The sequence below is a fragment of the Streptomyces sp. NPDC001492 genome, assembly GCF_053597275.1.
Genome location: NZ_JBSFHW010000053.1, coordinates 22275 through 36652, shown reverse-complemented (window position 1 = coordinate 36652; position 14378 = coordinate 22275). Strand labels below are relative to the sequence as shown.

Genomic DNA, 14378 nt, shown 5'->3' with positions numbered 1-14378 from the left:
GGGACGCGGTCAGAGAACGCCCGTCATGGGCTCGCGCGGGCGGGTGCGGGTGGTCGGTGGGGTGGGCGTGGTGGAACGGCGTCGGCGTACGGCGGTGAGGGCGCCGAGCAGGATGAGGGTCAGCAGCGAGACGGCCCCGACGGCGGTGCCGAGCCGCAGGCCGGGCGGATGGAACTGGCAGGTGACGCTGGTCGAGGTGCCGTCGAGGGGGACGGCGATCAGGCCGTGGTACTGCTCGGCCGGTACGGCGGTGCCGGCGCCCGCGGCGCAGCGCCAGCCCGCGATGCGGGGAGCCGCGACGACCGCGAGTCCCCTGCTGCCCGCCGGGAGGTCGGCCCGGACGGTGGCGTCGGAGACGGTGACGTGGGTGGCTCCGGTGGCCTTGAGGTGTTCGACTGCCGTGTGCAGCCGGGTGGTGTCCAGGCAGCCGACGGCGCCCCGCGGGATGCGGCCCGGGCGGTCAGGGGTCAGTGCGATGCGCAGCCGGCCGGAGGCCGGGACCGTGCCCAGCGGCGCCATGGCGGCGCGGTTGCGCGGGTACTGGGCGCGGAAGAGCACGGTGTGACCCGCGAGGCTCGCGGTGCCGGAGTAACGCGGGGCCCACAGGTGGACCCGGCTGCCGGCCGGACATGCGGCCGTGATCGTCGGGTGGGTGAGAGCCGTCCCGTAACCGACCCAGTCCTTCTCCCGCAGCGGCTTTCCGTTGTCGTCGCGGACGGCGGTCCGGGGCACGGTGTAGACGCGGGCGCCGAGCAGCAGCTCCTGGTTGCGATACGGCGAGGATCCGAAGGCCGCCCGGTCGGGCCTGCTGCGTACGGTCACCAGAGGCGGCACGTCCTGCCGGGACACCGACAACGGGTCGCCGAGCTGCGGCAGGTAGGCCTGGTGCGGGTCGATCGGCGAGTGCACCCGCGCACCGACGGAGAAGATCGCGTCGGTGACGGGGTTGTCGAGGCTCTGCAGATTGCGGCCCCGCGAGGTCCAGCCGTCGCCGAGGGCGGTGAGGGTGCGGGTAAGGACGTCGGCGGTGAGGCTGCTGTAGTACTGGGCGCCCTGGCCGCCGACCACCAGCGGGTCGTTGGCGACGGTCTGCTCCCGGCCCGGCTCGGTGCGGTACCGCGGCCAGCCGTCGGCCCGCGCGATCGCCTCCGCCTGGGTCTCCTGGCGGGCTCCCCAGGGCGCGTAGTCGTCCATGTGGCCGTAGCGGACCCGGGCGGCGACGGCGGTAGTGGCGGCTGCCTCTCCGAACTGCCCGCCGAACAGCAGCACCAGGGCGAGCCCGGCCAGGGCGGTACGACCCCGGCCGTCGGCGCGGCGCAACAGCAGCAGTCCGCCGGCCGCACCGACGAGGGCGAGCACCAGGATCGGCCAGGCCACCGGCTTCACCAGGTGACTCCGGCTCGCCACGGCGGTGATCAGGGCGAGCAGCGCTCCCGCGGCCCCCAGGGCGCGCCGGTCGGGAAGGCCGTACGACAAGGCGTGCCAGGCGGCCGTCACCACCAGCGCGCACAGCACGAAGGCCTGCCGGTAGGGGCTGCCCTGGGGGGTGGCGAAGGCGTGCCAGACCAGATGGGTCGGCCCCCACTGCAACGACAGCGCGACCGCGAGGACGAGCAGCGTCCATCCGGTGCGCACCCGCCCCGGAACCGCCCGGTGGAAGGGCAGTGCGAGGGCGAGCAGCAGCGCCGTCATGCCCACGTAGACGGCGGGACTGCCGAAGCTGTACGTCGTGGGCAGCAGCCGGGCCAGCAGGTCCTGGGGGCCCACGGGCGCGAACTGCACCGTGCGGCCCGGGTAGGCGTGCCTGGTGCCGAAGTACACGACGGTCACCAGCGGTGCGGCCAGGCCCACGCCGAGGGCGACGGTACCGGCGGCCCGGCCCGCCGCCGCCAGTCGCTGCCGGCGGGAGAGGTCGCGGAGCCACAGCCGGAGCAGCAGCACCAGGCCGGCGCAGAGGGTGGCCATGTACGCGGTGTAGAAGTTGGCGATCCACGCGAGGGCCACGATCAGCACGCCGAGCAGCGGGTGCCGGCGCCTCAGGGTCCACTCGCCGACCAGGCACAGCAGCGGCAGGGCGACGAGGCCGTCGAGCCACATCGGGTTGTAGTCGCCGACCGCCACGCTCCAGCCGCACAGGGCGTACGAGGCCCCGAGCAGCCCCGCGCCCCACCAGCGGCCGGGGCGCAGACTCAGCAGCAGCCAGGCCATGGCCGCGCCCGCGGAGGCGATCTTCAGCACGGTGATCACATACACCGCGAGGTCGATCTCGTCCCGTGGGAACAGGGCGACGAGCAGGGCGAACGGGCTGCTGAGGTAGGTGCCCAGGTCGGGCAGGAAGCTGGAGCCGAAGCCGGACTGCCAGTTGACGAAGAGGCCTCCCTCGGCCCGGCCGTGCAGCAGGTCCCACAGGTGCGTGTGGAAGGGCACGTACTGGTTGCCGAGGTCGTTGACGCTGCGGGTGCGGGGGCCGAAGGGATAGCTGCGGGCCACGGCGTCGGCGGCGCAGAACACGGCGGTGGAGATGACGGCCGCGAGCAGGGCCGCGGCCTTCTTCGGTGAGAAATGACCGCTCGAAACGGCTGTGGACAGGGTCGAGCGATCCATTCCTTGTTTCTCCCCGCAGGTCATCGATTCGACGACTTAGACGGACTCTGTTTCCGTTTGGTTGTGCCGTCCACAAAAAGTGGTGAAGCCAATTCCGAGTACGGGCGAATATTTATGAAATGGTGAACAGCCGGGAAACAGAAGTCTCCCGGCTTGTTATTTGATGGTGAAATTCAGCAAGTGCGGCCTTGCGGGACCCCCTTGCCTTGGAGCGCACTCCAGCCCATACGGTTCTCGTCACGGGCGGTTCGGTCCGCGCCCCACAGGGGCGCGGGGAACCGCGTCAAGATCGACCTCCCCCACGCCTGAAGGGCGCAGGGGGACCCCATCGAACGACTGCTCGGCGAGCAGTCGGGATCGGAAGACCGAAATGAGCGAGAGCACCACCCGTGAAGACCGCTTCGCCCACGGCCTGGAGGTCCTGAAGAGGGTCGACGGCGAGGCCGGCCAGCGGGTCGTCGACTCCCTCGCCGACATCAACCCCGAACTCGGCCACCAGGTCGTCGCCTGGGCCTTCGGCGAGATCTACGACCGCCCGGAACTCGCCCCGCGCGACCGCCAGTTGGTCACCCTGGGCATGCTCACCGCGCTCGGCGGCTGCGAGGCCCAGCTCGACGTGCACGTCAACGCGGCCCTGAACGTGGGTCTCACCCCGGAGCAGATCGTCGAGGCCCTGACCCACTCGGCGGTGTACTGCGGCATGCCGAGGGCGCTGAACGCGACCTTCGCCGCGAAGAAGGTCTTCGCCGAGCGCGGGCTGCTGCCGCTCGGGCAGCAGCCCGCGCAGGGGACCCCGGCCACCTCTGCCTGATCCGCAGGAAGGTGATCGAGTTCGCCGACAAGGAAGGGGCATCAGCACGTCAATGGGCGCGCGCCCGGGCGTAGGGTCGACGCCATGGATGTGCTGCTGCCCTACCTCGTCCTGGCCATCGGTCTGGCCGTCGTGACGGCGGCCTTCACCTGGCTGGCGCGGCGGATCCGGCGCCGTGGCACCGCCGGCGGCGGGCTGGGCGGGGCGCTCGCCGCGTACGAGGAGGCCTTCCGCGCCACCGGTCACGCCGCGCACCACGAGATCCGCGCCCAGTCCGACCGCAAGACGCCCACCGGCTCGCCCGACCCTCTGCGGCCCCGCCGGAAGAGGGACTGAGCATGGACGACTTCTGGCCTGTCGCCGACGTCCTGGCCCACCTCGCCGGACGCTGGCGCGTGCAGCGCACCGTGCGGGACCTCGCGAGCGGCGACGAGGGCCGCTTCGAGGGCACCACCCTCTTCAGCCCGCTCCCCGAGGGCGGGCTGCTGCACGAGGAGTCCGGCACGTTCACCTGGCAGGGTGTGGGGCGCCCCGCGGAACGCACCCTGCGCTTCCTGCCCGGCGGTTCACCGGGTAGCGCGGACGTCCGTTTCGCCGACGGGCGTCCCTTCCACCGTCTGGATCTGACCGCCGGGCACCATGTCGCCGATCATCCCTGCGCGGCGGACCTCTACCGCGGCGAGTTCACCCTCCGGGACGCCGACCACTGGCGGACGGTGTGGCGGGTGGGCGGCCCCGCCAAGGACCTCGTCCTGACCACCGACTACGCCCGCGAGGGCTGAACCGGCACCCCGTCGAAGCGCAGGTTCCACCGCCCGGCGTGCCCCGTCACGGTCGTCGTCGACAAAGGGCGCACATCGATGTTCCAGTACGTCGACGGCGGCGCCTTCAGCGCGTACACCAGAGCGGCGCGGACCACGGACGGCTCGGCCACGGCGACAATGCGGCCGCCGTCCTCGACGGGCCGGGTGTCGAGCCAGTTGCCGACGCGGGCGATGAAGGCCATCAGCGACTCGCCGCCGTGCGGGGTGGCCCGCGGATCGGCGAGCCAGGCGTCCACCGCCTCCGGCTCGCGAGCCATCGCCTCGCCGAGGGTCAGCCCGCGCCAGCGCCCCATGTCGCAGTCCCGCAGGGCGAGTTGGACCAGCGGCGCATAGCCGAGGGCGTCGCCGGTGGCGCGGCTGCGCGGCGTGGGCGAGCAGTAGCGCAGCTCCGCCGCCGCGAGCGGCACCAGATCGCGGGCGACGCGCTGCACCTCGTCCCAGCCGGCCTGGTCCAGCGGACGGTCGTCCTCGAAGCGCTCGGCGAGCAGCGGGGAGCTGCGCGCGGCGGCGACGAAAGTGACCCGAAGTTGCATGCGGCGATGGTGTGCCGGGAAAGTGCGCAGGTCAAGGGGTGTTGGTGAGCATTCACCGACGGTGGCCAAAACCTTACTTCAAAGTCAGGACCTGCCGGACAAGTCACTCGAAAACGAGGGCCATCCAGATGTCCGGCTGGGCCAGCGGCTCGAATCCCAGCCTCGCGTACACCCCGTGCGCGTCGGCGGTGGCAAGCATGATGCGCCGCAGCCCGTACGGCTCCAGGTGATCGCGCACGGCGCCCACCATGGCCGTACCGATGCTCTTGCCGCGCACGGACCGGTCGACGTACACATCGCACAACCAGGCAAAGGTCGCCCGGTCGGTGATAACCCGGGCATAAGCCACCTGCTCCCCCGAAACCACGTCGTAGACCCCGAAGTTCAGCGAGCCGGCCATCGCCCGCTCCTGCTTCTCCCGGGCCCGGCCCTTGGCCCAGTACGCGTCGGTGGCCAGCCACCGGTGCACGCGGTCGACGTCGAGACGGTCGGGGTCGGTGGAGATCTCATAGCCTTCGGGAAGGCTCGGGGTGTCGGTCATGGCGGGAGGCTCGCAGGCCGGGGCCGGAGGCGTCGAGCAGTTTTCGCCCCGGTGCGTCAGAACACCTCGTCACAGGCCACCCGCAGCCGCCGCACCCCCTCCGCGATCTCCCCCACCCCCGCGACCGCCGCAAAGCTCAACCGGAGGTGAGCCGCCGGGGGCTCCGCGCTGAAGTACGGACGACCGGGCGTGAGGGCAACACCCGCCCGCAGCGCAGCCGCCATGAGGGCGGATTCGTCCATGCCCTCGGGCAGCCGCAGCCACAGGTGGTAGCCGCCCGAGGGGATGTGCGGCAGGGACAGTTCGGGCAGCTGCAACCGCAGCGCCGCCGTCATGGCGTCGCGGCGGCTCTTCAACTCCGCGGAGATCGCCCGCAGATGCCGCGGCCAGGCCGGCGAGCCGACGAGTTCGAGCGCCGCCTCCTGGAGCGGCCGGGGGACGAAGAACGTGTCGACGACCTGGATGGCGCGCAGCCGTTCCAGGACCGGCCCGTGGGCGGCCAGCGCGCTCACCCGGAAGCTGGGCGAGGTCGCCTTGGTGAGCGAGCAGACGTGGACGACGACTCCGTCGGGGTCCTCGGCGGCCAGCGGACTCGGCAGGGGCCCCGCGTCCTCGTGCACGAGCCGTCGTACGAAGTCGTCCTCGACGACGAACGCACCGGCCTCGCGGGCGATCCGCAGCACCTCCCCGCGCCGTCCGGGGGCGAGCACGGCACCCGTGGGGTTCTGGAACAGCGGCTGGCAGACGAAGACCCGCGCGCCGGTCGCCCGGAACGCGTCCGCCAGCAGCGCGGGCCGGACCCCGTCCGCGTCCACCGGGACCGGCACCGGCCGCAGGCCCGCCGCCCGCGCGATCGCCAGCATCCCGGGATACGTGGGCGATTCGACGAGCACCGGCGCTCCGGGCGGGGCGAGCGCGCGCAGTGCGGTGGTCAGTGCGGACTGGCCGCCTGCGGCGACGAGGACCCCGGCGGCGGTGACCTGGCCGCCGATGCTCCGCGCGAACCACTCGCGCAGCTCCGGCAGCCCCTCCATCGGCGGCCGCCCCCAGGCGCCGGGGCGACGGCCCGCCCGGGACAGGGCCGCCGCCATCGCCCGCTCGGGCTGCAACGACGGGTGCAGATAGCCGCCGTTGAACTCGACGACCCCGGGCGGCGGGGCGGCAAGGGACACCGTGACCCCGGAGGCGTCCACGGAACGCGGTACGAGGTCGGCGGCGCCGTCCGCGCTGAGGGCGACCTCCTGCCAGGAGGTGTCACCGGAGGGAGCGGCCCCGCCGCGCGGCTCGGCGCGGAAGGCTCCGGCGCCCGGCCGGGTCACCACCAGCCCCTCGGCGGCCAGTTGCCCCAGGGCACGCGAGACGGTCACCGGACTGACCCGGAACCGCTCGACCAGGGACCGGCTCGACGGGAGCTTTCCTCCCGGGGAGTAGCGGTCCAGTTCCCCTCGCAGCTGTTTCACCAGTTCACCGACGCTGCTACGCTCTTGCATGAGAGAACAGAGTAGCGCTACTGCACCCAGCCGGATAGCGGTCGTCGGCGAGAGCCGGCCGACCGGCGCGGACACCCCGGTGACCGCGGCGAGCCGTCGCTCCGGAACCCTCCTGGCCGGCCTCGGCGTGGTCGCCTTCTCCCTCACCTTCCCCGCCACCGCCTGGGGCCTGGAGGGCTTCGGGCCCTGGTCCCTGGTGGCCGTGCGCAGCGTTCTCGCGGCGTTGATCGCGGGGGCCTGTCTGCTGGCCCTGCGTGTGCCGCTGCCCGGCCGCAGGCACCTGGCGGGCCTGGCCGTCGTCGCCGCCGGTGTCGTCGTCGGCTTCCCGCTGCTGACCACACTGGCCCTGCAGACGTCGACCACCGCGCACGCCGCCGTCGTGGTCGGCCTGCTCCCGCTCACCACCGCCCTGTTCTCCGCGCTGCGCATGGGCACCCGCCCCTCCCGCACCTTCTGGACGGCTGCCCTGGTGGGCGCGGCCGCGGTCGTCGCCTTCACGGTGCAGCAGAGCGGCGGCGCGCTGACCACCGCGGACCTGTATCTGTTCGGCGCCCTGCTGGTGTGCGCGGCCGGATACACCGAGGGCGGCCGGCTGGCCCGCGTCATGCCGGGCTGGCAGGTGATCGGCTGGGCGCTGGTGCTGTGCCTTCCGCTGAGCGTGCCGGCCGCCGCGCTGGCGCTGTCGTACGAACCCGTACGGCTGAGTGCGCACAGCGTGGCCGGGCTGCTGTGGGTGGCGGCGGGCTCGCAGTTCCTCGGCCTGGTCGTCTGGTACCGGGGGATGGCGGCGATCGGCATTCCCAAGGCCAGCCAGTTGCAGTTGGCCCAACCCCTGCTCACACTGGTGTGGTCGGTGCTGCTGCTGGGCGAGCACCTGACGGTGGCCGCCCCGCTGACGGCCGCGGCGGTGCTGGTGTGCATCGCCGTCACGCAGCGGGCGCGGGGCTGAGCGGCGCAGCTACGCGCCGGTTCCAACCGTGGCCCCGCGCCGTAGACTCAAGGCCACGGACCGCTGCTCCCGCACCTGGTGAGGAGGCCCTACAGATGCGTGCAACCGTGGGCGACCAGCTTGTCCAGCACGGCAGGGTGGTAGGCCAACACGACAAGGTCGGCGAGATCGTCGAAGTACTGGGCCAGGAGGGGAACCCTCCCTACCGCGTCCGCTTCGAGGACGGGCACACGGGCATCTGCTCGCCGGGCCCGGACACCGAGATCCGCCACAGGGAAATCCAACACTGAGCGATCCGCCGGAGGCGGATCAACGCGGGGGCCTCGCCGGCTGCTGGTAGTGGTCGGCGACCACCCGTGCCATCGCGCCGATCCGGTCCGTCGCCACGTCCTTGGCCGCGAAGAAGATGTGTCCGCGCACCTGCGGATGGTCCTTGGCCAGGGTGAGGTGGCGGGAGAGTTCGGCGACGTCCTGCCAGGGCGCCGCCTGGGCCGGGTCGCCGGCCTTGTACAGGGCCTCCCCCACGTACACCTGCGTCCCGGTGCCGCGCGCGACCTCCGACCACCACGGCAGCAGCTTGGCGTAGTCGGCGGCGGCGAAGCCGATGTTCCAGTAGACCTGCGGGGCGATGTAGTCGATCCAGTTCTCCCGCACCCATGTGCGGGTGTCCGCGTGCAGGTCGTCGTACGTCTGCACGCCCGCCCGGGTGTCGGAGCCGCGGGCGTCGGTGGCGGCGTTGCGCCACACCCCGAACGGGCTGATCCCGAAGCGCGTGCCCGGCCGCACCTGCTTGATCCGCGCGGCGGTCTCGGCCACCAGCTTGTCGATGTTGTTGCGGCGCCAGGCGTCCCGGTCCGGGAAGGACTTGCCGTGCCGGGCGTAGGCCGCGTCGTCGTCGAAGGTCTGGCCGGTCACGGGATACGGGTAGAAGTAGTCGTCGAAGTGGACGCCGTCCACGGGGTACTTCCGCACCGCGTCGAGCATCGCGTTCTGCACGAAGGCTCGGACCTTCGGCAGCCCCGGGTTGTAGTAGAGCTTCCCGCCGTACGGCACCACCCACTCCGGGTGCTTGCGCGCGGGATGGGAGGCGACCAGCTTCGTCACGTCGGTGGTGTTGGCGATGCGGTAGGGATTGAACCAGGCGTGCAGTTCCAGACCGCGGGCGTGGGCCTCCTGCACCGCCGTGCCCAGCGGGTCCCAGCCCGGGTCCTGGCCCTGGGTGCCGGTGAGCACCTGCGACCAGGGCTCGTACGGGGAGGGCCACAGCGCGTCGGCCGTCGGGCGCACCTGGAACATCACGGCGTTGAGGCGGCTGTGCACGGCACGGTCCAGGATGGCGATCAGCTCGGCCCGCTGCTCGGCCGCGGTCAGCCCCGGCTTGGAGGGCCAGTCCCGGTTGGCCACGGTCGCCACCCAGACGCCCCGCATCTCGCGCACGGACCCCCGGCGCCCGGGATCGCCGCCCGCCATCGCCGCACTCGCCGCCACTGCACCGCCCCCCGCCACAAGAGCCGACAGGGCCGTCGCTGCGAACGCCCGCCGCGACAGCCGAGACCTACGGTGCAGCATTCCCCTACCTCCATGCGCCGATGTGCGTGACCGGGGGAGATTCTCGACCCCGGCCGCCTCCCGCGTCAGGCTGCCACGCGGACCCGAACGATCGATCAACGATCGCCGGAGGTAACGTGCAGGTTTGGAGCAGGCACCGAACCACCGGGGCGCTGCCGGATTCGTAGATCAGCGAAGGGGTCGATGTGACGGACTTCCCAACGGGAGACATCTCGCGCGTCGGAGTGGTCGGCTGTGGCCAGATGGGGGCGGGCATCGCCGAGGTGTGTGCCCGGGCCGGACTGGACGTCAAGGTCGCCGAGACCACCGGGGAGGCCCTGGAGATCGGCCGGACCCGGCTGTTCAGCTCCCTGGGCAAGGCGGCCGAGCGGGGCAAGATCACCGAGCAGGAGCGGGACGAGACGCAGGCGCGGCTGAGCTTCACCACCGACCTGGGCGAGTTCGCCGACCGGGATCTGGTGATCGAGGCCGTCGTCGAGAACGAGCAGGTGAAGACGGAGATCTTCCAGGTGCTCGACCAGGTGGTGACCCGCCCGGACGCCATCCTGGCCTCCAACACCTCCTCCATCCCGCTGGTGAAGCTGGCGGTCGCCACGTCCCGCCCGGACCACGTCGTCGGCATCCACTTCTTCAACCCGGCCCCGGTGCAGCAGCTGGTCGAACTGATCCCGGCGCTCACCACCTCCGAGGGCACGCTCGGCCGGGCGCAGCTGTTCGCGGAGAAGGTGCTCGGCAAGCACGCGATCCGCGCCCAGGACCGCTCCGGGTTCGTGGTCAACGCGCTGCTCGTGCCGTATCTGCTGTCCGCCATCCGCATGTTCGAGTCGGGCATCGCGGGCCGCGAGGACATCGACAACGGCATGGAGATGGGCTGCGCCCACCCGATGGGCCCGCTGAAGCTGTCGGACCTGATCGGCCTGGACACCATCGTGTCCATCGCCAACTCCATGTACGCCGAGTACAAGGAGCCGCTGTACGCCGCTCCCCCGCTGCTCCAGCGCATGGTCGACGCGGGCCGGCTCGGCCGGAAGACCGGCTCGGGCTTCTACACCTACGGCTGACGCCGACGGGGGTTTTGCACAGTGCCCGTTCCAGGGTGCTGATGACACAGTGCGACCGATGCGGGCCCGGCACTCTTCGGAGTGCCGGGCTCGTGTCATTCACACACCGTGTGCGCGTCGGGCCCGCATATGCCCGTCGCACACGCTCCCCACGCACCCACCAGGCGAGTTGACTCTCCATGCGCAATGCAAGGGATGTGACGACTACGGAAAGGAGTGGACTCGTGACCGCCGACCCGGAGCATCCCGTGGTCCATGGAGAACTCGCAGAGTTACGCCGCCGCCTCGATGTCGCCTACGCGCGCGTCGAGGGAGGGCTGGCCCTGCTCAACCACCGCACCGAGGAGACACACAAGGAAGTCGACGATCTCAGCGCACGGATCATCGCCCTGGAGCACGCCCGCTGGCCGCTGCCCGCGGTCGCGGCGCTGACGGCAGTGGGCGCGCTCGTCGTGACGATATGGCAAGCCCTGGGCCACTGAGGGACAAGGGCGCGGTGGGGGGGGATCAGGGTCAGGCGTCCTGCCCGAGCCTGAGGTGGTGCAGGAGCAGTAACGCGGCCGCCATGTTGGCGGCCGGGACCTCGCCGCGGGCGACCATGTCGGGGACGAGTTTGAGGGGGACCCATTCCCGGCGGTCCGACTCGAAGTCGTCCACGGGATGTCCGACGTACTCGCCCTCGTCGGCCCAGTAGATGTGATGCCGGGCGTCGGTGAGGCCGTTGGACGGCTCGACGCTCATGAGGTGCTGCAGCGGTCCCGGTCGCCAGCCGGTCTCTTCCTCGAGTTCCCTGGCGGCCGCGACGGCGATGTCCTCGCCGTCCTCGACCACGCCCGCAGCGAGTTCCCACCCCCAGCTGTCGGTGATGAAGCGGTGGCGCCACAGGAGGAGGACTTCATTGGCCTCGTTCACCACCGTGGCCACGGCGACGGGCCGCAGCCGTATCAGAAAGTGGTCCAGGTGCCGCCCGTCCGGCAGTTCCACATCTGCCAGGTTGACGGTGAACCAGCGGTTTGCATACACGGTTTGTTCGTTCTGTTTCGTCCACTGCACGGTTCTGCCACCTTCCGTCGAGTAAGTGGCAATATCGCAGCAGGGACTGTGGGTGTCGGTGCTCAGGAAGCTGCCTACAGCGGTACGCGCAGTGCGCCGTCGATGAGTTCGGCGGCTTCGGCGGTGCCCGCACAGCCGCTACGCACCAGGTACTCGCGTACCGCGCGGAGTCTGTCGCGCAGCCGCTGGGACTCCATTCCGCGGGCCTGTTCGGCCATCTGCACCGCCGTGGCCACCGCTTTGTCGGCGTTGCCCTGGCGCAGTTCGATCGTGCTGAGCATGGCGAGCCGATGGACCCGGCCGCGGTCGTGCGCCGGATTGTCGACCGCCGCCGCGGCGTGCTCCCCCGCGGCCACGAGTTCACCGAGGCTGAGCAGTGCCTCCGCCACCTGGACGTTGACAAGGCCCGGCTGGACATAGCCGGTTTCGTCGGGTTCGTACCCGCGCCGGATGCGTTCGGCGGCCTGCTCGGCACGCCGGATGCACGACAGCGCGGTCGTACTGTCGCCCAGGTGCGCGTACGCCTTGGCCTGCATCGCGTAGAGATCGCAGGCGAGGGCGGGCGTGATGTGCTTGCCGGCGGCGCGCAGCGCGGCCTCCGCGAAGGCGACCGCCTGACGGTACTCCCGCATGAACAGGGCCTGGTTGACCAGCAGCGCGATCACATAGGCGCCAAGTCCCCGGTCCCCGCTGGCCTTCGCCAGCCTGAGCGCCTGGTGGAAGTAGCGCTGGGCGAGCCCGTGTGCGTCGGAGTCGTACGCGCAGATGCCCGCGATGGCCACCAAACCGCCCGTGGCCCGGTGCAGTTGGCGGCCGGTGGCGTCGGTGTAGCTGCCGCGCAGCAGCGGGGCGGCCTCGGCATTGAGGAACCCGACGATCCGGGTGCGGGTCGCTATGCCGCCCGCCTTGCGGTACATCTGCTCGTAGTGGGTGCGGGCCGCGCGCAGCATCTCGATGTCCGAGGCGGTGACCCGGTGCCGGCCGCCGCGCGAGACATCCACGTCCTCGGGCGGGTTCTCCCACTCCCACACGGGCATGACGGCGGGCGTGCCGGTGACCGCGGGGGCGCCCAGGATGTGCGGGCGCTGCTGCTCGTCGGAGCGCCACAGGGCGGTGGCGCGCTCGACGAAGCCGGACAGCGAGGTGCCGTGCGGGGTGGACGGCTCGCCGGGCACCCCGAGGCCGATGTCGTCGAGGGTGACCGGACGGTGCAGCCGTCCCGCGAGCACCTCGCAGATCAGGTCGGGCACCTGACCTCGGGGCCGCTGCCCCTTCAACCACCGTGCGACGGCGGTGTGTTCGTACCGGAGCGCGAGGCCGCGCGCCCGCCCCGCCTGATTGACGTGTGCCGCCAGCCCCGCATGCGAGATCCCTGCCTCGTCCAGGATCGCGTCGAGCAGAGTGTTGGGCTGCATGGGTGCCCCCCGGATCGCTCGGTGTCCGTCAGCGTAGTGCGAACGCCTTCACACGGGGTGTGAACGGAGTGCCCGAATCCGCAGCGTACGCGCACTGTCGCGGAGAGTTTCCAGCCGGTTGACTGAAATGCCTCGCAAGAGGCCGGCCGGGCCGCCGGCTCCCCCTCGTACAGTGCGGCGGCCCGCTTCCGCGCCGTCCGCCCAGCTGCCTGCCCGACACTCCGTGGCGGGGCGGACGGTGCGCCGGCGGCAGCTTGGCGGTGCGGACCAAACGCCGTGGCGTTCAAGGCGCATGGTCGGCTGCGGGTCCGTCGTGGCTTGTCGCGCAGTTCCCCGCGCCCCTTAAAAGCAGCGGGGGGCGTACGGCGTGGCGGCGGTCGTTGCGTAGGACCAGCAGCGCGACGTCGTCGGCGGGTCTTCCCCCTGCGTGGCGCAGCAACCCGCCGAAGACGGCGCGCAGTACCGACTGCGGGGAGACCGGTCCGGCACCCACGGCCTCGGCGAGCGCGGCCGGCAGCGGAAAGAACCGGCCACGTGCGTCACGGGCGTCCTCGACACCGTCCGTGTGCAGGAACAGCGCCTCGCCGGGCAGCAGCCGGCCGCACGGGAGAGCCGGCAGCTCGGCGGGCAACGGGAACGGCCCGAGGGGAGGGAGCGGTTCGGCCCGGGTCAGCAGTTCGGCCCGGGCCGGACCCAGCAGATACGGCCAGGGGTGCCCGCAGTTGAGGACGCGCACCTCGCCGTCCGGCTGGATCTCCAGCAGCAGTACGGTGACGAACTCCTCGGCGACCGGGTTGTCCGGCTCCGCTCCGGCCGACGGGTGCTCCGCGCGCGCCCGTTCCCGCAGATGCCGGGCCAGCGCCCGCTCCAGCCGCCGCAGCACACTCCCGAGTTCGGCCTCGTCGTGGACGGCCTCGCGGAAGCTGCCGAGCACGGCGGCGACCGTACCGATGGCGGCGAGCCCGTGCCCGCGCACATCGCCCATCACGACCCGCACACCGTGCTCGGTGGCGATGACCTCGTACAGATCCCCGCCGATGGCCGCGCAGCGGTCCGCGGACAGCTGGGCCGCGGCGATGTTCAGCCCGTCGATCCGCGGCGGCAGCGGCCGCAGGAGCACATTCTGCGCGGCACCCGCGACCTGCCGGACCTCTCTGAGCTCGCGCAGCAGCACATGCCGGACGTGGAGTACCAGCCCGGTCCCCACCGCGAAGAAGACGGCACTGGTGCCGATGCGCGCCCCCAGCCCGTTCTGCTGGGCGAGCGGACAGGCCAGCTTGTACGTGATCGCCATGGCGCCCCACATCGCGGGCAGCCCCATCGCGAGCACCCGGCGCAACGGCGGCCGCCCCGCCCCGCGCGGAACACCAGCCTTGATGCGGATCATGCCGATTGGCCCCCCCACTCAGGCCCTGAAGCACAGACGGACCGACCCCGAAAGGCCGGTCCGATTCTGTCCACGGCATGGCCCGACAGGGCCAGATCACCCGAGGTTGCCACCCGAACGAGTGACAACCTCCAGGCCACC

15 protein-coding genes are annotated in these 14378 nt (G+C 71.8%); 7 read left to right on the top strand and 8 right to left on the bottom strand.

The features are described 5' to 3' along the window. Window positions 1-9 precede the first annotated feature (9 nt). Window positions 10-2604, bottom strand: a complete 2595-nt coding sequence (locus ACWC1K_RS42740; protein ID WP_450838771.1) for a YfhO family protein — start codon at window positions 2602-2604, stop codon at window positions 10-12. Window positions 2605-2974: 370 nt separating this feature from the next. On the opposite strand from ACWC1K_RS42740, the gene ACWC1K_RS42735 reads away from it, so the two are divergent. The 3 genes from ACWC1K_RS42735 (at window position 2975) to ACWC1K_RS42725 (ending at window position 4197) form a co-directional block, all read left to right on the top strand. Beyond that, window positions 2975-3415, top strand: a complete 441-nt coding sequence (locus tag ACWC1K_RS42735; RefSeq protein WP_450838770.1) for a carboxymuconolactone decarboxylase family protein — start codon at window positions 2975-2977, stop codon at window positions 3413-3415. A gap of 84 nt (window positions 3416-3499) precedes the next feature. Then, entirely contained in the window at window positions 3500-3751 is a 252-nt protein-coding gene (locus tag ACWC1K_RS42730; RefSeq protein ID WP_450838768.1) for a hypothetical protein, read from the top strand. 2 nt (window positions 3752-3753) lie between these two features. Next, entirely contained in the window at window positions 3754-4197 is a 444-nt protein-coding gene (locus ACWC1K_RS42725) for a DUF6314 family protein (protein ID WP_450838767.1), read from the top strand. Here the strand turns inward: ACWC1K_RS42725 and ACWC1K_RS42720 are convergent. From ACWC1K_RS42720 to ACWC1K_RS42710, 3 genes are all read right to left on the bottom strand, one after another. Then, entirely contained in the window at window positions 4179-4772 is a 594-nt protein-coding gene (locus tag ACWC1K_RS42720) for a histidine phosphatase family protein (protein WP_450838765.1), read from the bottom strand. The genes ACWC1K_RS42725 and ACWC1K_RS42720 overlap by 19 nt on opposite strands. 103 nt (window positions 4773-4875) lie before the next feature. Next, window positions 4876-5313, bottom strand: coding sequence for a GNAT family N-acetyltransferase (locus ACWC1K_RS42715; RefSeq protein WP_450838764.1), 438 nt, complete (start codon window positions 5311-5313; stop codon window positions 4876-4878). A gap of 56 nt (window positions 5314-5369) precedes the next feature. Further along, window positions 5370-6803, bottom strand: coding sequence for an aminotransferase-like domain-containing protein (locus tag ACWC1K_RS42710; protein ID WP_450838762.1), 1434 nt, complete (start codon window positions 6801-6803; stop codon window positions 5370-5372). Here ACWC1K_RS42710 and ACWC1K_RS42705 point away from each other — a divergent pair. Together ACWC1K_RS42705 and ACWC1K_RS42700 are read left to right on the top strand one after the other, a co-directional pair. Beyond that, window positions 6802-7752 carry a DMT family transporter gene (locus ACWC1K_RS42705; RefSeq protein ID WP_450838760.1) on the top strand — a complete coding sequence of 317 codons (951 nt, stop codon included), beginning with the start codon at window positions 6802-6804 and terminating at the stop codon, window positions 7750-7752. The genes ACWC1K_RS42710 and ACWC1K_RS42705 overlap by 2 nt on opposite strands. Before the next feature lie 95 nt (window positions 7753-7847). Continuing rightward, window positions 7848-8042: a DUF1918 domain-containing protein gene (locus ACWC1K_RS42700; protein ID WP_099927555.1), complete on the top strand. Its 195-nt coding sequence runs from the start codon at window positions 7848-7850 to the stop codon at window positions 8040-8042. Between the two features lie 19 nt (window positions 8043-8061). Here the strand turns inward: ACWC1K_RS42700 and ACWC1K_RS42695 are convergent, their stop codons facing one another. Continuing rightward, entirely contained in the window at window positions 8062-9321 is a 1260-nt protein-coding gene (locus tag ACWC1K_RS42695) for a glycoside hydrolase family 10 protein (RefSeq protein ID WP_450838759.1), read from the bottom strand. 185 nt (window positions 9322-9506) lie between these two features. Here ACWC1K_RS42695 and ACWC1K_RS42690 point away from each other — a divergent pair, with 185 nt between their 5' ends. After that, window positions 9507-10382, top strand: coding sequence for a 3-hydroxybutyryl-CoA dehydrogenase (locus tag ACWC1K_RS42690; RefSeq protein WP_351466349.1), 876 nt, complete (start codon window positions 9507-9509; stop codon window positions 10380-10382). Between the two features lie 224 nt (window positions 10383-10606). Further along, entirely contained in the window at window positions 10607-10864 is a 258-nt protein-coding gene (locus ACWC1K_RS42685) for a hypothetical protein (RefSeq protein WP_351466346.1), read from the top strand. Window positions 10865-10895: 31 nt separating this feature from the next. Here ACWC1K_RS42685 and ACWC1K_RS42680 read toward each other — a convergent pair whose 3' ends face one another. The 3 genes from ACWC1K_RS42680 to ACWC1K_RS42670 form a co-directional block, all read right to left on the bottom strand. Beyond that, window positions 10896-11435: an NUDIX hydrolase gene (locus ACWC1K_RS42680; protein WP_030945812.1), complete on the bottom strand. Its 540-nt coding sequence runs from the start codon at window positions 11433-11435 to the stop codon at window positions 10896-10898. A gap of 74 nt (window positions 11436-11509) precedes the next feature. Next, window positions 11510-12850 carry a transcriptional regulator gene (locus tag ACWC1K_RS42675; protein ID WP_450838757.1) on the bottom strand — a complete coding sequence of 447 codons (1341 nt, stop codon included), beginning with the start codon at window positions 12848-12850 and terminating at the stop codon, window positions 11510-11512. 283 nt (window positions 12851-13133) lie between these two features. Continuing rightward, window positions 13134-14237, bottom strand: a complete 1104-nt coding sequence (locus ACWC1K_RS42670; protein ID WP_450838755.1) for a PP2C family protein-serine/threonine phosphatase — start codon at window positions 14235-14237, stop codon at window positions 13134-13136. Window positions 14238-14378 lie beyond the last annotated feature (141 nt).